The organism is Sutcliffiella horikoshii, from assembly GCF_044809035.1.
In the GTDB taxonomy this organism is placed as follows: Bacteria; Bacillota; Bacilli; order Bacillales; family Bacillaceae_I; genus Sutcliffiella_A; species Sutcliffiella_A horikoshii_G.
Genome location: NZ_CP085237.1, coordinates 1,884,479 through 1,905,402 on the forward strand (window position 1 = coordinate 1,884,479; position 20,924 = coordinate 1,905,402).

Below are 20,924 nucleotides of genomic sequence, written 5' to 3' on the forward strand. Positions count from 1 at the left end.
TATCCTAAGGAGGAAATGAACAATGGCTGTTACTGCTCAAATGGTAAAAGAATTACGTGAAAAAACTGGCGCTGGCATGATGGATTGCAAAAAAGCGTTAACGGAAACAAACGGAGACATGGACAAAGCAATCGATTTCTTACGTGAAAAAGGTATTGCAAAAGCTGCTAAGAAAACAGACCGTATCGCTGCGGAAGGTCTAACTGCTATCGTAGTAAAAGGAAACGAAGCGGTTATCCTAGAAGTGAACTCTGAAACTGACTTTGTTGCGAAAAACGAAGGTTTCAAAACACTTGTAAACGAGTTAGGAGAATTCCTAATCGCTAACAAACCTGAGTCTGTAGAAGTAGCTCTTGAAACGAAAATGGATAATGGTGTTGCAGTTTCTGAGCACATCAACTCTGCTATCGCTAAAATCGGTGAAAAACTGACTCTTCGTCGCTACACAATCGTTACAAAAACAGACGCAGACGCTTTCGGTGCATACTTGCACATGGGCGGACGTATCGGAGTACTAACTCTTCTTGAAGGTACTACTGATGAAGCTACTGCTAAAGATGTTGCAATGCACATCGCTGCAATCAACCCTAAATACATCACTCGTGACGAAGTTTCCCAAGAGGAAGCAGACCGTGAGCGCAAAGTATTAACAGAACAAGCTCTAAACGAAGGCAAGCCAGAAAACATCGTAGCTAAAATGGTAGAAGGACGTCTTGGAAAGTACTTCGAAGATATTTGCCTACTTGACCAAACTTTCGTTAAAAACCCTGATATGAAAGTACGCCAATTTGTAGAAAGCAAAGGCGCTACTGTAAAATCCTTCATCCGTTACGAAGTTGGAGAAGGTATCGAAAAACGTCAAGACAACTTTGCTGAAGAAGTAATGAGCCAAGTTAAAAAATAAGAGAACAACATATATAAGAGGGGAACACAAATTGTGTTCCTCTTTTTAGGAAAATTATTTTTATTGGAGGTCACTATGGCTCAAGCTAAATTTCAACGTATCGTACTAAAACTAAGCGGAGAAGCACTTGCAGGTGAACAAGGCTTCGGCATCAACCCAACTGTCATCAAATCTGTCTCTAAACAAGTAAAAGAACTAACCGAATTAGGTGTAGAAGTAGCAGTCGTCGTAGGCGGCGGAAATATCTGGAGAGGGAAAGTCGGCAGCGAAATGGGTATGGACCGGGCATCAGCGGATTACATGGGCATGCTTGCAACAGTCATGAACTCCTTAGCTCTTCAAGATAGCCTAGAGAATTCCGGTGTGCAAACACGTGTTCAAACATCCATTGAAATGCGTCAAGTTGCTGAACCTTACATCAGAAGAAAAGCAATCCGTCATTTAGAGAAAAAACGCGTGGTCATCTTTGCAGCTGGAACAGGAAACCCGTATTTCTCCACTGATACAACTGCAGCGTTGCGTGCAGCAGAAATTGAAGCGGATGTTATCTTGATGGCTAAGAACAATGTTGATGGAGTTTACAGTGCAGATCCTACTATCGACGCTACTGCAACTAAGTATGATACTTTATCCTACCTAGATGTATTACGTGAAGGACTGGCAGTAATGGACTCCACTGCTTCTTCATTATGTATGGACAATGATATTCCAATTATCGTTTTCTCCATCATGGAAGAAGGGAACATAAAGCGAGTAGTATTAGGTGAAAATATCGGAACGATTGTGAGGGGGAAATAATTATGGCAAATCAAGTTATTACTCAGACAAAAGACAGAATGGAAAAAGCGGTACAAGCTTACTCCCGTGAATTGGCAACAATTCGTGCAGGACGCGCAAGTGCAGCTTTACTAGATAAAGTGACAGTTGACTATTATGGTGCGCCAACTCCAGTTAATCAATTGGCTTCTTTAAATGTACCTGAAGCAAGACTTCTTGTGGTACAACCTTATGATAAAACGTCATTAGGTGATATTGAGAAAGCGATCATCAAAGCAGACCTTGGATTAAATCCTTCCAATGATGGTACGGTAATCCGTATTTCTATCCCTGCATTGACGGAAGAAAGACGTAAAGATCTAGTGAAACAAGTCAAGAAAATTTCTGAAGAAGCGAAAGTGGGCATCCGCAATATTCGCCGTGATGGAAATGATGATTTGAAGAAATTAGAAAAGAACGGCGAGATCACGGAAGACGAGTTACGCGGCTATACGGATGACATTCAAAAGCAAACGGACGCGTATATCGCTAAAGTTGATTCCGTTACAAAAGAAAAAGAAAAAGAAATCATGGAAGTATAAGCGATTTACATGTAAAATAGAAAGATGGAAAGACCCTCTAATGTTTACAGGGGGTTTTTTTGTTAATACTGTTACTATAAATGGATAGAACCCTGTAGGTACGTCTGTTTATTTTTAATGGAGGATTTTTATGCTGAAGAAAATACAAGAGTGGAGAGGCAAAGAAACCTCTAAATCGCTTAGCTTAAAAGAAGAATTAATGAAACACCCCATCCCAGAGCATATCGCCATCATCATGGACGGCAACGGACGATGGGCTAAAAAGCGCGCAATGCCGCGAATAGCGGGACACCATGAGGGAATGAAAACGGTAAGGAAAATTACCAAGGCTGCCAATAGCCTGGGTGTAAAAGTTCTGACCATGTATGCATTCTCAACCGAAAACTGGAAACGTCCGAAACTCGAAGTTGATTTTCTGATGAAATTGCCAGAAGAGTTCCTCGGAACATTCCTTCCAGAATTAATGGAAGAAAATGTACAAGTCCGGCTTATGGGGAATAAGTCTGATCTTCCGGAACATACACTTCGAGCCGTCAACAATGCAATGGAGAAGACCAAGGATAACACTGGACTTATTCTTAATTTTGCATTAAATTACGGGGGACGAGATGAAATTCTTCGAGCAGTAAAGGATGTAGCTGCCGATATCAAAGATAACGGACTTACAACCGATCAATTAACAGAAGAGGTGTTCTCTGAATATCTTTTCAGCAATTTATTACCAGATCCAGATCTTTTAATACGTACAAGCGGTGAAATACGATTAAGCAATTTTATGCTGTGGCAATTGGCATATGCTGAATTTTATTTTACAGACGTACTATGGCCTGACTTTGAAGAAAACGATTTATTCGAGGCGATTAACAGTTTTCAGATGCGCGGGAGAAGATTTGGTGGTATATAAGAAGGTGTTGGACATACAATGAAACAAAGAATTATAACAGCTGTTATCGCAGCAGCCGTTTTTTTACCAATCGTTATATACGGAAAGCTTCCATTTGTTGTTTTTATCTACATTCTGGCAACAATCGGACTATTTGAAGCATTGAGAATGAAGCGTATGTCTATCGCAAGCATTCCTGGGGTATTGTCACTGTTACTTTTATGGTTTCTAATGATACCTTCGAACTTGTACCAGGCAGAGTCGGTAATACTTTCAAAAATGGATTTCCTATTACTTATCGTCCTTTTGCTATTATCGTACACCGTTCTTTCTAAAAATAAATTTACCTTCGACGACGTCGGCTTCTTATTGATTTCGACCATCTATGTCGGGTTAGGTTTTTATTATTTCATTGAAATTAGGGAATTAGCACTGGCGTATGTGTTTTTTGCTTTATTCGTTATTTGGACAACAGATTCAGGAGCATATTTTATTGGGAAATCAATGGGGAAAAACAAATTATGGCCTGAGATCAGTCCAAATAAAACAGTAGAAGGATCTCTAGGTGGAGTTATTTGTGCGATTGTTGTGGCATTAATTTTTCACTTCGTTGTGGATTTCGACCACTCGCTCTTCATCACCATTATTATTGCTAGCCTTTTATCCATTTTTGGACAAATTGGCGATTTGGTGGAATCTGCTTTAAAAAGACATTACAAAATTAAAGATTCAGGTTCTATTTTACCTGGTCATGGCGGGATATTAGATCGTTTTGACAGCCTTCTTTTCGTATTACCGCTATTGCATTTTATACATATCTTTCTTTTCTGACACATGTAAGCAGGAGAAGGTTTTTGGAGAGGTGAGTGTTGGTGAGAAAAATAAGTTTATTGGGCGCATCAGGCTCAATAGGAATTCAAACGATAGAAGTAATTAGACAGCATAAGGACCAATTTCAGTTACTGGCTTTTAGTGTGGGCGGAAACGTCAAGGTCGCACAAGAGTTGATTCAAGAATTTTCACCGCTTGTCGTTTCTGTGCAAACGAAAGTGGATTGTGAAACCTTAAAGAGTCAATTCGCTTCTACTGAAACCCGATTTGTTTATGGCGAAGAAGGTTTGATTGAAGTGGCAACCCTTCACGAAGCAGATGTTTTGGTGAATGCAGTCATGGGAAGCGTGGGACTTGTCCCTACCTTGCATGCTATCAAAAAGAAAAAGGTGATTGCACTAGCGAACAAGGAAACCCTTGTAACTGCTGGTCATATTGTGATGGAGGCAGCTAGAATGCACCAAGTTCCCATCCTACCTGTAGACAGCGAGCACTCTGCTATTTACCAGTGCCTTCAAGGCGAAAAGGAAAAAAACATTGAAACCATTATTCTTACAGCTTCTGGAGGTAGCTTTCGCGACCTTACAAGGGAGCAGCTGGAAGGGGTAACAAGGGAAGATGCACTTAATCACCCAAACTGGTCGATGGGAGCAAAAATAACCATTGATTCTGCTACCATGATGAACAAGGGATTAGAAGTAATTGAAGCTCATTGGCTTTTCGATGTTCCTTATGAGGATATACAAGTGGTATTGCACAGGGAGAGTGTCATTCATTCCATGGTGGAATTTCATGATACCAGTATCATTGCCCAGCTAGGAACGCCAGATATGAGGGTACCTATCCAGTACTCGTTAACATATCCGGACCGATTGCCACATCCGACAGGCAAAAGATTGAACTTTACGGATATTGGTAAACTTCATTTTGAAAAAATGGATTTTGATCGTTTCCGTTGTTTACAGTATGCCTTTGATGCAGGAAAAGCAGGAGGAACGATGCCGACTGTATTAAATGCAGCAAATGAGGTGGCAGTGGATGCTTTCCTTAACGGGAGAATTGATTTTCTTGCCATAGAAACATTAATTGAAAAAGCCATGTCCAAACATTCCATTCAGTTAAATCCCGATTTAGAAACCATTAAAGAAGTGGACTTGGAAACTAGGCAATATGTTCGTTCACTAATAGATTAGAGGTGGATATCTAGTGAATACTGTTATCGCGTTTATTATCATTTTTGGAGTACTTGTTTTTGTCCATGAACTAGGACATCTTGTATTTGCCAAAAGAGCCGGAATACTTTGTAGGGAATTTGCAATAGGTTTTGGTCCGAAAGTGTTTTCTTTCAAAAAAAATGAAACAGTCTATACGATAAGACTTCTTCCTATCGGTGGATTTGTCCGTATGGCCGGGGAAGATCCCGAAACCATCGAAATCAAACCAGGTTATCATATTGGCCTCCTTTTCAATGCAAAAGGAGAAGTCAACAAAGTGGTAGTCAATAATAAAGATAAACATCCTGATGCGAAAGTAATTGAAGTTGAGTACGCGGACTTAGAGAAGGAACTAGTCATCAGAGGATATGAAATGAATGAAGAGGAAGTTTTGAAAGAGTTTAAGGTGAGCGAAGAGTCATACTTTGTTATGGACGGGCAGGAGATCCAAAATGCCCCTTATAACAGACAGTTTGGTTCTAAAACATTAGGACAACGTACGATGGCAATATTCGCAGGACCGATGATGAACTTTGTATTGGCTTTTCTCATTTTTACCTTCCTTGGGATGGTACAAGGTTATCCTATCAATGAATCAGTGATCGGTGAGTTGACTCCGGATGGTGCTGCACAGGCTGCAGGGTTGCAACAAGGAGACAAAGTGGTCGCAATTGACGATACAGAAGTTTCGACTTGGGAAGAAGTAGTGAAGATTATCCAAGTCAATCCTGGCGAAGAGCTGGAGTTCTTGATAGAAAGAGACGGTCAATCGGAAAATATTGCGATTACACCAAAAGCAGAGACCATTGAAGGTGAAACTCGCGGAATCATCGGAGTTTACATGCCTATGGAACAGTCTTTCTGGGGTTCATTCCCTAAAGCTGCTTCAGAGACATATAACTGGTCTAAAGAGATAGTAGTAGGATTAGGAAAATTGATCACAGGTCAATTCTCCCTAGACATGTTATCTGGTCCTGTTGGAATCTATAAATCGACGGAAGTTGTAGCGGAATCTGGGGTATTCCTGTTGATGAGATGGGCTGCAGTACTTAGCATTAACTTAGGAATCATCAATCTTCTGCCTATTCCGGCATTGGACGGGGGAAGACTGATGTTCTTCGCAGCAGAAGCAGTCAGAGGAAAACCTGTTGACCGCCATAAAGAAGGTCTTGTCCACTTTATCGGATTTGCGCTGTTAATGCTATTGATGCTTGTCGTAACATGGAATGACATTCAGAAATTCTTCCTGTAAAATAGAAATATAAGCACATGGACTTGCATCATGAAATGTGATGCAAGTTTTCTTTTTCAACTCCCTGTTTCCTTTCGTTCCAGGTGTCCGCTTTCCGCGGGACGGTGCTTGAGCCTCCTCACTTCGTTGCGGGGTCTCAACCTACCGTTACTCCCCCGCTGGAGTCGAACACCTTGCACTTCAGTCAACAGGGGAATATTGCAAATTACATAAATACTATAGAAATGGTTATGGGGTGCAGAAATGAAACAAAGTAACATGCTAATTCCGACACTAAGAGAAGTGCCGTCAGACGCTGAAGTCAAAAGTCACCAACTGCTGCTAAGAGCAGGATATATCCGCCAAAACACAAGTGGCATTTACAGCTTTCTTCCACTAGGAAAAAAAGTGTTAAAGAAAGTAGAAGACGTAGTCAGAGAAGAAATGGAGAACGCAGGTGCAGTAGAATTACTTATGCCTGCGATGCAAGCCGCTGAACTTTGGCAAGAATCCGGAAGATGGTACTCCTACGGTCCTGAACTAATGAGACTACACGACCGTCATAACCGTGAATTCGCATTAGGTGCGACACATGAGGAAGTAATCACTACGCTAGTAAGAGACGAAGTGAAGTCTTATAAGAAGCTACCATTATCTCTATATCAAATCCAAACAAAATTCCGAGATGAAAAACGTCCGCGGTTCGGCCTTTTAAGAGGACGCGAATTCCTTATGAAGGATGCCTATTCTTTTCATGCAAATGCAGAATCACTTGATGAGACTTACAATAAAATGTTCACAGCCTATTCCAACATTTTCACAAGACTTGGCCTTAACTTCCGTGCAGTAATTGCAGACTCGGGAGCAATGGGTGGTAAGGATACACATGAGTTCATGGTTCTTTCTGAAATCGGTGAAGACACTATTGCTTATTCTACTGAATCTTCTTTTGCAGCGAATATTGAAATGGCTCCTGTCGTTGCAAATTATGAAAAAAAATCAGAAACTGCAGGTGAAATGGAAAAGGTTAGTACACCTGATCAAAAAACAATTGAAGAAGTGGCAAGCTTCTTACAAGTTGAAAAGTCTGACTTAATTAAATCTATCGTCTTTAAAGTAGACGAGAAATTTGTTCTTGTACTTGCAAGAGGGGACCACGAAATAAATGACGTAAAAGTTAAAAACTTCTATCAGGCTTCTGTCGTGGAGACAGCAACTGCGGAAGAGGTTCAAAAAGTGATGGGATGCTCTGTCGGGTCAATAGGTCCAATCGAAGTTCCTGAAACTGTTGAAATCATTGCAGATACAGCTGTGGAGTACTTGGTTAATGCTGTAACTGGTGCAAATGAGGAAGGCGTCCATATTATCAACGTCAATCCATCAAGAGACATTAATGCGCAATACACTGACCTGCGTTTCATTGAGGAAGGAGATCTTTCTCCTGATGGGCAAGGAGTCATTAAGTTTGCAAAAGGCATCGAGGTTGGACATATTTTCAAACTTGGTACACGCTATAGTGAAGCAATGGGCGCAAACTTCCTTGATGAAAATGGAAGAAACCAACCGATGATCATGGGTTGTTATGGTATCGGAGTATCCCGTGTGCTGGCAGCTATCGTTGAGCAATATCATGACGAAAACGGAATCGTTTGGCCAGAAGCGGTAACCCCTTATGATGCTCACGTTATCCCTGTAAATATGAAAAACGAAGCACAAGCATCCTTGGCAGAAGAAATCTACACGGAATTGAAAAATTCAGGGCTTGCTGTCCTGTTTGATGATAGACAAGAGCGTCCCGGTGTAAAATTCGCTGACGCTGATTTGATTGGACTTCCAGTTCGAATCACGGTTGGTAAAAAAGCCGAAGAAAAAGTAGTAGAAGTCAAATGGAGAAAAACAGGGGACATGGAAGAAATATCTGTGGAAGAATTATTACAAAAACTCCGTTAAAATATAGTACAATAGAGATGCTTATAAAAAGAAGGTACCCCATTATGGCGGTACCTTCCATTATGTCGAAATGGAAAAATAGATGAACCATTATGCAAGGGAAAGGGGACCGAACTTTGCTTGACCAGATGTCTCAAGAGAAAAAAGATAGACTGCGATTATTACTCCAGCAACTAGAATTGACAAGTGATGATATTTTTCCTTACTTTGCAGAAGCTGGAATTGAAAAACTTACTGTAGAAAAAACAACAAAACGCTGGCATTTTCATTTTGTTTTGGAAAAAATACTCCCAGCAAAAGTGTACATGCTTTTTTATGAAAAATTGACAAAGAGCTTTGCACATATCGCAAATGTATCCTTTACGGTAACGGTTCAGAACCGTTCCTTTGAAGATTCCTATATAGCCGACTATTGGCCGATTTGTTTAAAAGAGCTACAAGGTGGTTCTCCACCGCTGATGATGCTCCTAAATGGGCAAACACCAACTCTTCAAGGCAACAAACTTATGCTCAAAGCTAGAAATGAAGCGGAAGCAATTGCTGTTAAAAGAAAGTTGAGTACAACCATAGGCGCTGTCTATGAGGGGTTTGGATTCCCTACTTTTATCTTAGACACCACTCTTTCTCACTCTGAGGAAGAGTACCAACAGTTTGTGGAACAAAAAGAACAAGAAGATAAACAGAAAGCGTTGGCCGCTGTAACAGAAATGCAGAAGAAAGAATCATCTAAAGATGAAGGTTCTGTTAGTGGACCGGTTATGATCGGTTACACCATTAAAGATGAAGCAGAAATTAAAACATTGGCAGAAATCGTGGAAGAGGAAAGACGTGTTGCGGTTCAAGGATATGTCTTCGATGCAGAAACGAAAGAGCTTCGCAGTGGAAGAACCCTTCTTACTTTTAAAATAACAGACTACACAAATTCCATCATGGTTAAGATGTTCTCCCGCGATAAAGAAGATGTTCCTCTTTTACAAGCAGTCAAGAAAGGGATGTGGCTGAAAGTACGAGGAAGCATCCAAAACGATACATTTGTACGTGACCTTGTCATGATGGCAAATGATATTAATGAGTTCCATGGGAAAGAAGTGCTGGATACTGCACCCGAGGGAGAGAAAAGGGTAGAATTACATCTTCATACCCCGATGAGTACCATGGATGCCGTGAGCTCCATTTCCTCTTTGGTTGGACAAGCAAAAAAATGGGGACATGAAGCCATAGCGGTTACAGACCATGCCGTTGCACAAGCATATCCAGAAGCATATGCAGCAGGGAAGAAAAATGGCGTGAAAATATTGTACGGTCTGGAAGTAAATCTTGTGGATGATGGTGTACCAATCGCCTATAACCCTGCACACCGGAATCTGGCAGAGGAAACATATGTAGTCTTTGACGTGGAGACGACGGGCTTATCAGCGATGTACGATACGATTATAGAACTTGCTGCAGTGAAGGTGAGGGGCGGCGAAATTATTGACAGATTCGAATCATTTGCCAACCCGCACCATGCCCTTTCGGCGACAACGATTAATTTAACCGGTATAACAGACGACATGGTACAAAACGCACCTGAAGTTGGAGATGTATTAAAGCGATTTTCCGATTGGATGCAAGATGATACTCTAGTAGCGCATAATGCAAGTTTTGACATGGGCTTTTTAAATATCGGTTTTCAGCGTATAGGGTTAGGAAAAGCAAAAAATCCTGTTATTGATACATTGGAATTAGGGCGACTCCTGTTTCCGTCTTTAAAAAATCACCGATTAAACACTTTATGTAAAAAATTCGATATCGAATTAACCCAGCATCACCGAGCAATCTATGATGCAGAGGCAACAGGTTATTTGTTGGTAAAGATGCTAAAAGATGCGTTGGAAAAAGGGATAACATACCATGACGAATTGAATGAGCATTCCGGCACGACGGATGCATACAAACGCGCAAGGCCTTCCCATGTCACATTGCTTGCTGTAAACGAAATAGGCTTAAAGAACATATTTAAAATTGTTTCCATATCCCACATGAATTACTTTTTCCGAGTTCCAAGGATTCCAAGATCACAACTACAAAAACTGCGTGAAGGAATTATCGTCGGGACAGCTTGCGATAAGGGCGAAGTGTTTGAAGGGATGATGCAAAAATCACCAGATGAAGTGGAAGGCATTGCGGAATTCTACGACTATATCGAGGTTCAGCCTCCAAGCAACTATGCACATTTATTAGAGCTAGAGTTGGTACGTGATGAAAAAGCACTAAAAGAGATTATCACTAACATTGTAAAGCTTGGGGAAAAACTTGAAAAACCAGTTGTGGCAACCGGTAATGTTCATTACCTAAAAGAAACCGATAAAATTCATCGGGAAATTTTGGTTCGATCTCAATCAGGTGCCAATCCGTTAAACAGGCATCAATTGCCAGATGTTCATTTCAAGACAACCGATGAGATGCTTGCGGCTTTTTCCTTCCTTGGGGAAGAAAAAGCGAAAGAGATCGTGGTAACCAATACCCAAAAGGTTGCAGGGATGATAGAGGAAATAAAACCAATCAAAGATGATCTCTACACTCCTAAAATTGAGGGTGCTGATGAAGAAATCAGGGAGATGAGTTACTCCAGGGCAAGAAGCATCTACGGGGAGGATCTTCCTGAGATTGTCGAGAAGCGAATTGAAAAGGAATTAAAAAGTATTATCGGTCATGGATTCGCTGTTATCTACTTGATTTCCCATAAGCTTGTTAAAAAGTCCCTTGATGATGGTTATCTGGTAGGTTCACGTGGTTCTGTCGGCTCGTCCTTTGTCGCCACCATGACAGAGATTACAGAGGTTAACCCATTGCCTCCACATTATGTGTGCCCATCATGTAAAAAATCAGAGTTCTTTGATGATGGATCAGTAGGTTCTGGATTCGATCTCCCGAACAAGGATTGCCCAAATTGCGGAGAACCTTATACAAAAGACGGTCATGATATCCCATTCGAAACTTTCCTTGGCTTTAAAGGGGATAAAGTGCCTGATATCGATTTGAATTTCTCTGGTGAATATCAGCCGAGAGCCCATAACTATACAAAGGTGCTTTTTGGAGAAGAGTATGTATTCAGGGCGGGAACGATCGGGACAGTAGCCGACAAGACAGCTTATGGCTATGTAAAAGGATATGCCAATGATCGCAATTTAATTTTGCGTGGAGCGGAAGTGGACAGACTTTCCGCAGGTTGTACAGGCGTAAGAAGATCGACTGGACAGCATCCGGGGGGTATTATCGTTGTTCCGGATTATATGGATATTTTTGATTTCTCTCCAATCCAATATCCAGCAGATGATCAGTCATCAGAATGGAAAACAACGCATTTTGATTTCCATTCTATCCATGATAACCTGCTAAAACTTGATATACTTGGACACGATGACCCTACCGTAATAAGAATGTTACAAGACCTTAGCGGTATTGATCCAAAAACCATTCCAACAGATGATCCGTATGTAATGAAAATCTTCAGCGGAACGGAATCACTTGGCGTGACAGAAGAACAGATTATGTGTAAAACAGGGACGCTCGGAATACCGGAGTTTGGTACTAGGTTTGTTCGACAGATGCTTGAAGATACCAAGCCGTCAACATTTTCTGAATTAGTCCAGATATCAGGATTATCCCATGGTACCGACGTTTGGCTAGGAAATGCTCAAGAGCTTATTCACAATAAGACTTGTACGTTAAGCGAAGTTATCGGTTGCCGTGATGACATCATGGTTTACCTGATCTACAAAGGACTTGATCCTTCCATAGCCTTTAAAATAATGGAATCAGTGCGTAAAGGGAAAGGGCTGTCTGACGAATTTAAAGAGGAAATGATCAAAAATGATGTGCCTGCATGGTATATCGACTCTTGCTTAAAAATAAAGTACATGTTCCCCAAAGCCCACGCCGCGGCGTATGTGCTTATGGCCGTTCGTATCGCATATTTCAAAGTGCATTTTCCATTAATGTATTATGCTGCGTATTTTACAGTACGTGCAGATGATTTTGATGTCGATACAATGGTAAAAGGTTCAGCTGCAATCCGTAAGGTAGTTGAAGAAATCAATGCAAAAGGTTTAGAAGCCTCGCCGAAAGAAAAGTCCTTACTCACCGTAATGGAACTGGCGTTGGAAATGAGTGAAAGAGGATTTTCGTTCAAGAAGGTGGACTTATATAAATCCAGCGCTACTGACTTCTTAATTGAGGGTGATTCCCTGATCCCGCCTTTCAACTCAATACCGGGACTTGGCACAAACGCAGCAATCAACATCGTGAATTCTAGAGCTGATGGAGAATTCTTATCCAAAGAAGACCTGCAACAAAGAGGAAGAATCTCTAAAACAATCCTAGAGTACCTAGACAACCACGGCTGCCTAACAGGCCTACCTGACCAAAACCAACTTTCTTTATTCTAATGGTTATGCGAAATGTCTGGTTCGTTTAATCCACCCTGTTGACTGAAGTGTAAGATGTGAGACTCCGGCGGGAGGTAGAGGTAGGTCGAGACCCCTGAAAACACTAGAAAGATTTGCATATTTCATACGGATATGATATATTTACATTGGAAATGCTATATACAGGTAATAAGCTGAGAGTGGGGAAACCCACTCTTTCGTATTGTATTCCCGTTTTTTCTGGCAACCTTGTTTTTTCATAACAATGAGAAAAAAGGGAATGTTAGATTTTCGTATCAGCTTTACATAAGCTTGCTTGTTTATGATTCCCTGCTTATCGGCAGGGTCTTTTGTTCAGATTTTAAACACATCGTCTCGCGCTTGCGAAGGAGGAAAATGATGAGCAAAAATGTGACAGAAACGGTGGAAGAATTATTACTTCCAATCGTTAAAGAAATGAATGTAGAATTAGTGGATATTGAGTATGTAAAAGAAGGGTCCTCTTGGTTTTTACGTGTATTCGTCGATAAAGAAGGCGGAATCGACATCGAGGATTGCGGGACAGTAAGTGAAAAGTTAAGTGAAAAGCTTGATGAACTAGATCCGATTCCTCATAACTATTTCCTGGAAGTTTCCTCTCCTGGTGCTGAGCGCCCTCTAAAGAAGAAGGAAGACATCGAGAAATCGGTCGGTAAATATGTCAATATCAAAACGTATGAACCAATCGATGGCTTGAAGTCCTTTGAAGGTGATCTTCTGGATTTCGATGGAGAAACAATCAAACTCTCCATGACTATAAAAACACGTAAAAAGGAAGTTTCCATTCCATATCCAAAAGTAGCGAAAGCACGTTTGGCAGTCAGGTTCTAAAACGAACCTGATAAACCAATTACACCGTAACCGTAACAGGGTAATTGGTTACAAAAATAATGAATGATAGGTATTTTAAGGGGGACATGGTTGTATGAGCAGCGAGTTATTTGATGCTTTAACCCTGATGGAAAAGGAAAAGGGCATTAGCAAAGATGTAATTATTGAAGCGATTGAGGCTGCACTTATATCTGCTTACAAAAGGAATTTCAATCAAGCACAAAATGTACGAGTAGATATGAACCTGGACACAGGTACAATGCGCGTATTTGCAAGAAAAGACGTGGTGGATGAAGTATTTGATTCCCGTCTGGAGATCTCAGTTCAAGAAGCACGTCAAATTGATCCAAACTACCAAGAAAATGATGTAGTGGAAATTGAAGTGACACCTAAAGACTTTGGTCGTATCGCAGCGCAAACTGCAAAGCAAGTAGTAACTCAGCGAGTCAGAGAAGCAGAACGTGGTGTCATCTACTCTGAATATATCGAACGCGAAGAAGACATCATGACAGGTATTGTTCAACGTCTTGATTCTAAATTCATTTATGTGAGTCTTGGTAAAATTGAGGCTTTGTTGCCGGTTAATGAGCAAATGCCTAATGAACATTACAAGCCTCATGATAGAATTAAAGTGTTCCTTACGAAAGTGGAAAAAACCACGAAAGGTCCACAGATTTTCGTTTCCCGTTCTCATCCAGGACTTTTAAAGCGTCTTTTTGAACTTGAAGTTCCAGAAATTTATGATGGCACCGTAGAAATCAAGTCCGTTGCTCGAGAAGCTGGGGACCGTTCAAAGATTTCCGTCCACTGTGATAATCCGGAAGTCGATCCGGTAGGAGCTTGTGTTGGACCAAAAGGACAAAGGGTGCAAGCAATCGTTAACGAGTTAAAAGGGGAGAAAATTGACATCGTCAAATGGTCAAAAGATCCTGTAGAATTCGTTGCAAATGCATTGAGTCCTTCTAAAGTACTGGAAGTTCAAGTTAATGAAGAAGAAAAGGCAACCACTGTGATTGTACCTGATTACCAACTATCTCTAGCAATTGGTAAACGTGGTCAAAACGCGAGACTTGCTGCTAAATTAACAGGATGGAAAATTGATATTAAGAGTGAGTCAGAAGCAGAAGAGTTAGGAATTTATCCAAGCCTTTCCTTATCTAAAAATGATACAGAAGAGATGGATGATGATTTCTACGACGATGACAATTTTGAAGATTGATTTTTAAAAGAAGGTGAACCAGGTGAACAATCGCAAAAAGGTCCCCATGCGTAAATGTGTGGCAAGTCAAGAACTTAAGCCTAAAAAGGAATTGATACGTATCGTCCGTTCTAAAGAAGGCGAAGTTTCGATTGACCCAACAGGGAAAAAGTCAGGCCGAGGGGCATATCTTGCAAGAAACAAAGAAAGCATCCTCCTTGCAAAAAAGAAAAACATCCTAGCCCGTCACCTAGAAGTAGCGATTGATGATTCATTGTATGATGAATTGCTTCAGCTGGTAGAAACGGAGAACAACTCAACGCATGAATAATCAATGGCTATCCATCGTCGGCCTTGCTACAAGAGCAAGAAAGACCATAACAGGGGAAGAACTTGTCATTAAAGAAGTGAGGGCAGGCAAGGCGAAGTTGGTGTTATTAGCCAATGATGCTTCAGCCAACACCGCGAAAAAATTACAAGACAAATGTACGTACTATAATGTACCGATCAGAACGGTAGACGACCGGTACGAGTTAGGTCGAGCGATAGGAAAAGATGCGAGAGTTTCGGTCGCCATTCTTGATGAAGGCTTTGCCAAAAAACTACTCACCATGCTCGATTAATCTTTGGGGGTGACTGTATGACGAAATTACGCGTGTACGAATACGCAAAACAAAAGAACGTTTCAAGTAAAGATGTCATTACAAAACTAAAAGAAATGAATATTGAGGTATCAAACCATATGGCAACATTAGACGACGACACGATCCAAAAACTGAACGGCACAAATAAAGCGGAAGCACCAAAGAAAGCAGCTCCACAAAACAGTGCTCCTGCACCTAAGAAACCAAATAATAATCAAACACAAGGCGGCAGCCAAGGTGGAAAAGGGAAAAACACCTCTTCTCCTAAAAAGCCTTTTAATAACAACAACAACAATAACCATTCCTCTAAAGGGAAAAAGAAACAAAACAATAAACCAAATCAAAATCGCGGGCAACAACAAGCTCCTCCAGCACCTGTGAAGAAAAAAGAAACACCTTCCAAAATTACATTCACTGGTTCCCTAACAGTTGGAGAATTGGCAAACAAGCTGAACAAAGAGCCTTCTGAAATTATCAAAAAGCTTTTGATGCTTGGTGTAATGGCAACCATCAACCAGGATTTAGATAAAGACTCCATCGAGTTGATCGCTGGCGAGTACAATGTGGAAGTGGAAGAAGAAATCATCTTTGAAGTTACTGACTTTGAGGGTTATGACTCTGAAGATACGGAAGAAGTAATGGAAGAGCGTCCACCAGTTGTTACAATCATGGGGCACGTTGACCACGGTAAAACAACACTTCTTGACTCTATCCGTAATACCAAGGTTACCGCAGGTGAAGCTGGTGGTATCACTCAGCACATCGGTGCTTACCAAGTAGAAGTGGATCAAGGCAAGAAAATCACTTTCCTTGATACTCCAGGACATGCTGCCTTTACAACGATGCGTTCCCGCGGAGCACAAGTTACAGACATTACCATCCTAGTTGTCGCAGCAGATGACGGTGTTATGCCTCAAACAGTGGAAGCAATCAACCATGCCAAAGCTGCAGAGGTTCCTATCATTGTTGCGGTAAACAAAATGGATAAAGAAGGTGCCAATCCTGACCGTGTTATGCAAGAATTAACAGAACACGGATTAGTGTCAGAAGCTTGGGGTGGAGATACTATCTTTGTACCAATTTCTGCAATCAATGGGGAAGGCATCGATACTCTTCTAGAAATGATCCTACTTGTATCTGAAGTGGAAGAATATAAAGCGAACTCTAAACGTGCTGCGTCTGGTACAGTTATTGAGGCACAGCTTGATAAAGGCAGAGGTTCTGTAGCAACCCTTCTTGTACAAAAAGGGACACTGCGTGTTGGAGACCCAATCGTAGTTGGTAACACATTCGGTCGTGTTCGAGCAATGGTCAACGATCTTGGACGACGCGTTAAAGAAGCTGGCCCGTCGACACCAGTAGAAATCACTGGTCTTAATGAAGTGCCACAAGCTGGCGACAACTTTATGGTATTCTCTGATGAGAAAACGGCCCGTAATGTTGGGGAAGCACGTGCTCAAAAGCAACTTCAAGAACAACGCAGTGAAAAAACACGTGTGACACTTGATGACTTGTTCGAACAAATCAAGCAGGGTGAAATGAAAGAAATCAACCTTATTGTGAAAGCAGACGTTCAAGGTTCTGTAGAAGCAATGGCTGCTTCCCTGCAGAAAATTGATGTAGAAGGCGCGAAAGTAAAAATCATTCATACTGGCGTTGGAGCTATCACAGAATCTGATATTATCCTTGCTTCTGCATCCAATGCGATTGTCATTGGTTTCAACGTTCGTCCTGACGCAGGTGCGAAACGTACTGCAGATGTTGAAAATGTCGATATTCGTCTTCACCGTATCATCTATAAAGCGATTGAAGAGATTGAAGCTGCAATGAAAGGTATGCTTGACCCTGAATTTGAAGAAAAAGTAATCGGTCAAGTAGAAGTTCGCCAGACATTCAAAGTATCCAAAGTCGGTACAATCGCAGGTGCCTATGTAACAGAAGGTAAAATCACTCGTGATTCCAGCATTCGTCTGATCCGTGATGGAATTGTTATTTTTGAAGGAGAACTTGATACTCTCAAGCGCTTCAAAGATGATGTGAAAGAAGTTGCGACAAACTACGAATGTGGTGTAACAATCAAGAACTTTAACGATATTAAAGAAGGCGACATCATCGAAGCGTACGTAATGCAAGAAATCGAAAGAAAATGATCGGATATATAGAGTGTGACTGTATGATCTATGATGCTCAATCCCTAAAGGAAAAAAGGGCCGTTCTAAAGCGTGTTATGACACGTTTGAAGCAAAGGTTCAATATCTCCATTTCAGAGATTGATCATCAAGACGTATGGCAACGGACGAAGATTGGAATCGTATCCGTATCTTCATCTAAATCCATCACCGAAAAAGAATTGCAAAAAGTGCTCGACTACTTGGATTCATTTCCTGAGATAGAGCGGGCAGAAACTTCGCTTGATTGGCTTTAAAGGGGTGAAAGGTATGACACTCAGATCAAACCGAGTTGGAGAGCAAATGAAAAAAGAGCTTTCCGATATCATTGGTCGTAAAATTAAAGATCCTCGTGTAGGTTTTGTTACTGTAACAGATGTACAGGTTACAGGAGATCTTCAACAAGCCAAGGTTTTCATCTCTGTGCTTGGAGACGATGAGAAAAGACAAGACACTTTGATCGGCTTGGCAAAAGCTAAAGGCTTCATCCGCAGTGAGATTGGACGCAGAATTCGCCTGAGAAAAACTCCAGAGCTTTTCTTCGAATTTGACGAATCCATCGCATACGGTAATCACATCAATAGCCTGATACACGAATTGAATAGAAAAGACTCTGACTCTGATGAGGAAGAGTAAAAGAAAAGGATAGGCAATAGTTGTCTATCCTTTTTGTTGAACCTAAAATGAATGGGACACATGCATAATATATGTTTCCTCTGTAGATTGGAGTGCAGGGTGTGAGACTCCAGCGGGGGAATAACGGTAGATTGAGACCCCTGAAGCGTTGTGAGGAGGCTCAAGCAGCGTCCCGCGGAAAGCGAACACCTGGAACGGAAACCTACAGAGAGTTAGACAGAACATAATTTTTAAGAAAGGGGTGGCCTAAATGGATGGTATTCTAATTTTAAACAAACCAAAAGGCTTCACTTCACATGACTGCGTATTTAAAGTAAGAAAAATACTAAAAACCAAAAAGGTCGGACACACCGGGACACTAGATCCAGAAGTGACAGGAGTCCTTCCCATCTGCATCGGCAGAGCAACCAAAGTAGTGGAATTCCTGACAGCTGAACAAAAAACGTATGTTGCCGAAGTCACAATTGGCACCGCAACTACCACAGAAGATCAAACTGGGGAAGTAGTAGAAGAAAAGCGAGTGGACAACCCTATATCCAAGGAACAAATTCTATCCGTACTACAACAGCTAAAAGGAGAGATTGAGCAAACACCTCCAATGTACTCCGCTGTTAAAATCAAAGGAAAAAAGCTTTATGAATATGCAAGAGAAGGAAAAGTTATCGACAGACCTTCAAGAAAAGTGACCATCCATGATATTTTCCTAACAAGCGATATTACCTATGAAGAAGAAAAGAGGCAGGTTCGTTTTTCTTTTCAAGTAAATTGCAGTAAAGGTACATATGTAAGGACCTTGGCGGTACAAATAGGAGAACTGCTCGGTTATCCTGCTCACATGTCTTATTTGACTAGAGTATCTTCTGGAGACTTTACCATCGATCAAGCAATCACATTAGAACAACTAAGTGAACTTGCAGAAAACGGGCTGGTGGATGACTATTTATTGCCGATGGAAAAAGCACTAAGTTCATTGCCTAAGTTGGAGATTAGTGATAAAGTAGCAGAGAAAGTGTATAATGGTGCGGTTTTGCCGTATCCGGAGAATATTAGTGAGTCAAAGGAATACTTCAGTGTTTTTCATGATAATAAATGTTTGGCCATCTATATGAAGCATCCCTCAAAGCCAGGGCTGATGAAACCCAAGAAAGTATTCCATGGCTGATTGGGATGTAAGATCTTGCATGATTAATTAAGATTTAGGTGATAAATGATGAAAGTTGTGTATTTGGAGCACCCGCATACCCTTACAAAAGAAGAGTGTATCCCCGCTGCAGTAGCTCTGGGTTTTTTTGATGGCATTCATTTGGGGCATCAAAAAGTAATCAATAGTGCACTGAATAAAGCAAAAGAGCTCGGTATTGCAAGTGCAGTGATGACATTAGATCCTCATCCTTCCGTCGTTTTGAGAAGAACCGTCCAGCATGTTCGGTACATAACTCCTTTAAGCGAAAAGATAAGGTTACTTGAATCTTTAGGAGTGGACATTCTTTATGTGGTGAAATTTGACATGTCTTTTGCATCTCTAGTACCGCAGGATTTCGTGGATCAATATATCATTGGGTTGAATATCAAACACGTCGTAGCTGGATTTGACTATTCTTATGGCAGTCTCGGTAAAGGGACGATGGAAACATTGCCGTTTCATTCCAGAAATCAATTTGATCAGACTGTTGTGGAGAAATATACAACGAATGATTTGAAAGTAAGTTCAACCTTTATCAGAGAGCAGCTGAAGGAAGGAAAAGTTATCGACCTTCCCGATACGTTGGGCCGTTATTATCAAGTGCGCGGGAAAGTTGGGCATGGTGAAAAGAGGGGCAGGACAATCGGGTTCCCTACTGCCAATGTCGTGCTTTGTGATGACTATGTAATTCCTAAGACCGGTGTCTACACGGTGAGAATGCGCGTGAATGACAGGTGGGTGAACGGAGTATGCAATGTCGGTTATAAACCGACTTTTCATGAGCAGGAAGAGGAAAATCTCCCGTCCATAGAAGTACACCTTTTCGATTTTGATCAGCAAATCTATGGAGCAGAGGTAACCATAGAATGGCATAGTTGTATTAGGGAAGAAAAGAAGTTTTCGGGAGTAGAGGCGCTTGTTGCTCAGATAACGAAAGACAAGAGAATCGCTGAAGAGTATTTTCAAAAAAACCTGCACGATACTTGCTTTTTGACTTAAAAAGAGGTATGCTATTAAACGTACTAAAACCATTGCTTGGCAAGTCGAATCACCAACGCTTGCTCGGTAATAGGGGTTTTTACTATTAAGGAGGTGAATAGGATGGCTATTACACAAGAGCGTAAACAAGAACTTATCAACGAGTTCAGAACTCACGAATCTGACACTGGATCTCCAGAAGTTCAGATCGCTGTCCTAACAGAACAGATCAACAACCTGAACGAGCATTTACGTACTCACAAGAAAGATCACCACTCACGTCGTGGTCTATTGAAAATGGTTGGTAAGCGTCGTAACTTACTTACTTACCTACGTAACAAAGATGTAACTCGTTACCGTGAACTAATCAACAAATTAGGTTTACGTCGATAAGTTTGTCAGAAAAAGCGGGAGAATTCCCGCTTTTTTATTAGTATTTTAGAAGTTATTTTCAAAAATTGCTTATA

19 protein-coding genes are annotated in these 20,924 nt (G+C 41.1%); all 19 read left to right on the forward strand.

All coding sequences use genetic code 11. The features are described from left to right. The first annotated feature begins 22 nt into the window (after positions 1-22). The 19 genes from tsf (at position 23) to rpsO (ending at position 20,850) form a co-directional block, all read left to right on the forward strand. A complete protein-coding gene (tsf, locus tag LG307_RS09835; protein ID WP_404450095.1) occupies positions 23-904 on the forward strand; it encodes a translation elongation factor Ts in 882 nt (293 codons plus the stop codon). Between the two features lie 75 nt (positions 905-979). Beyond that, complete coding sequence (gene pyrH, locus LG307_RS09840; protein WP_063562439.1) at positions 980-1,702, forward strand: UMP kinase; 723 nt, start codon at positions 980-982, stop codon at positions 1,700-1,702. A 2-nt stretch (positions 1,703-1,704) separates the two neighbouring features. Continuing rightward, positions 1,705-2,262, forward strand: a complete 558-nt coding sequence (gene frr, locus LG307_RS09845; RefSeq protein ID WP_404450096.1) for a ribosome recycling factor — start codon at positions 1,705-1,707, stop codon at positions 2,260-2,262. Positions 2,263-2,392: 130 nt separating this feature from the next. Further along, positions 2,393-3,166: an isoprenyl transferase gene (locus tag LG307_RS09850; protein ID WP_404450097.1), complete on the forward strand. Its 774-nt coding sequence runs from the start codon at positions 2,393-2,395 to the stop codon at positions 3,164-3,166. 18 nt (positions 3,167-3,184) lie between these two features. Then, complete coding sequence (locus LG307_RS09855; RefSeq protein ID WP_404450098.1) at positions 3,185-3,976, forward strand: phosphatidate cytidylyltransferase; 792 nt, start codon at positions 3,185-3,187, stop codon at positions 3,974-3,976. 41 nt (positions 3,977-4,017) lie between these two features. Then, positions 4,018-5,169: a 1-deoxy-D-xylulose-5-phosphate reductoisomerase gene (gene dxr / locus LG307_RS09860; protein WP_404450099.1), complete on the forward strand. Its 1,152-nt coding sequence runs from the start codon at positions 4,018-4,020 to the stop codon at positions 5,167-5,169. Between the two features lie 13 nt (positions 5,170-5,182). After that, on the forward strand, positions 5,183-6,442 hold the full coding sequence (rseP, locus tag LG307_RS09865; protein ID WP_404450100.1) for an RIP metalloprotease RseP: 1,260 nt from the start codon (positions 5,183-5,185) through the stop codon (positions 6,440-6,442). A 243-nt stretch (positions 6,443-6,685) separates the two neighbouring features. Then, a complete protein-coding gene (locus tag LG307_RS09870) occupies positions 6,686-8,371 on the forward strand; it encodes a proline--tRNA ligase (protein ID WP_404450101.1) in 1,686 nt (561 codons plus the stop codon). A gap of 128 nt (positions 8,372-8,499) precedes the next feature. Continuing rightward, complete coding sequence (locus LG307_RS09875; protein WP_404450424.1) at positions 8,500-12,801, forward strand: PolC-type DNA polymerase III; 4,302 nt, start codon at positions 8,500-8,502, stop codon at positions 12,799-12,801. A 378-nt stretch (positions 12,802-13,179) separates the two neighbouring features. After that, positions 13,180-13,650: a ribosome maturation factor RimP gene (gene rimP / locus LG307_RS09880; RefSeq protein WP_404450425.1), complete on the forward strand. Its 471-nt coding sequence runs from the start codon at positions 13,180-13,182 to the stop codon at positions 13,648-13,650. Between the two features lie 94 nt (positions 13,651-13,744). After that, positions 13,745-14,869 carry a transcription termination factor NusA gene (gene nusA, locus LG307_RS09885; protein ID WP_404450102.1) on the forward strand — a complete coding sequence of 375 codons (1,125 nt, stop codon included), beginning with the start codon at positions 13,745-13,747 and terminating at the stop codon, positions 14,867-14,869. A gap of 22 nt (positions 14,870-14,891) precedes the next feature. Further along, positions 14,892-15,179 carry an RNase P modulator RnpM gene (rnpM, locus tag LG307_RS09890; protein WP_010193317.1) on the forward strand — a complete coding sequence of 96 codons (288 nt, stop codon included), beginning with the start codon at positions 14,892-14,894 and terminating at the stop codon, positions 15,177-15,179. Further along, complete coding sequence (locus LG307_RS09895; RefSeq protein ID WP_404450103.1) at positions 15,172-15,471, forward strand: YlxQ family RNA-binding protein; 300 nt, start codon at positions 15,172-15,174, stop codon at positions 15,469-15,471. Before rnpM ends, LG307_RS09895 begins: the two co-directional genes overlap by 8 nt. Positions 15,472-15,488: 17 nt before the next feature. Further along, positions 15,489-17,642: a translation initiation factor IF-2 gene (infB, locus tag LG307_RS09900; RefSeq protein WP_404450104.1), complete on the forward strand. Its 2,154-nt coding sequence runs from the start codon at positions 15,489-15,491 to the stop codon at positions 17,640-17,642. Beyond that, positions 17,639-17,917, forward strand: a complete 279-nt coding sequence (locus LG307_RS09905) for a DUF503 domain-containing protein (RefSeq protein ID WP_404450105.1) — start codon at positions 17,639-17,641, stop codon at positions 17,915-17,917. The genes infB and LG307_RS09905 overlap by 4 nt, the downstream gene beginning before the upstream one ends. Before the next feature lie 13 nt (positions 17,918-17,930). Beyond that, positions 17,931-18,296, forward strand: a complete 366-nt coding sequence (gene rbfA, locus LG307_RS09910) for a 30S ribosome-binding factor RbfA (protein WP_063561081.1) — start codon at positions 17,931-17,933, stop codon at positions 18,294-18,296. Between the two features lie 250 nt (positions 18,297-18,546). Then, a complete protein-coding gene (gene truB, locus LG307_RS09915; protein ID WP_404450106.1) occupies positions 18,547-19,458 on the forward strand; it encodes a tRNA pseudouridine(55) synthase TruB in 912 nt (303 codons plus the stop codon). Positions 19,459-19,506: 48 nt separating this feature from the next. Further along, on the forward strand, positions 19,507-20,478 hold the full coding sequence (gene ribF, locus LG307_RS09920; protein WP_404450426.1) for a bifunctional riboflavin kinase/FAD synthetase: 972 nt from the start codon (positions 19,507-19,509) through the stop codon (positions 20,476-20,478). Between the two features lie 102 nt (positions 20,479-20,580). Next, positions 20,581-20,850 (forward strand): 30S ribosomal protein S15, encoded by a 270-nt coding sequence (gene rpsO, locus LG307_RS09925; RefSeq protein WP_010193305.1) that lies wholly within the window; start codon positions 20,581-20,583, stop codon positions 20,848-20,850. Positions 20,851-20,924 lie beyond the last annotated feature (74 nt).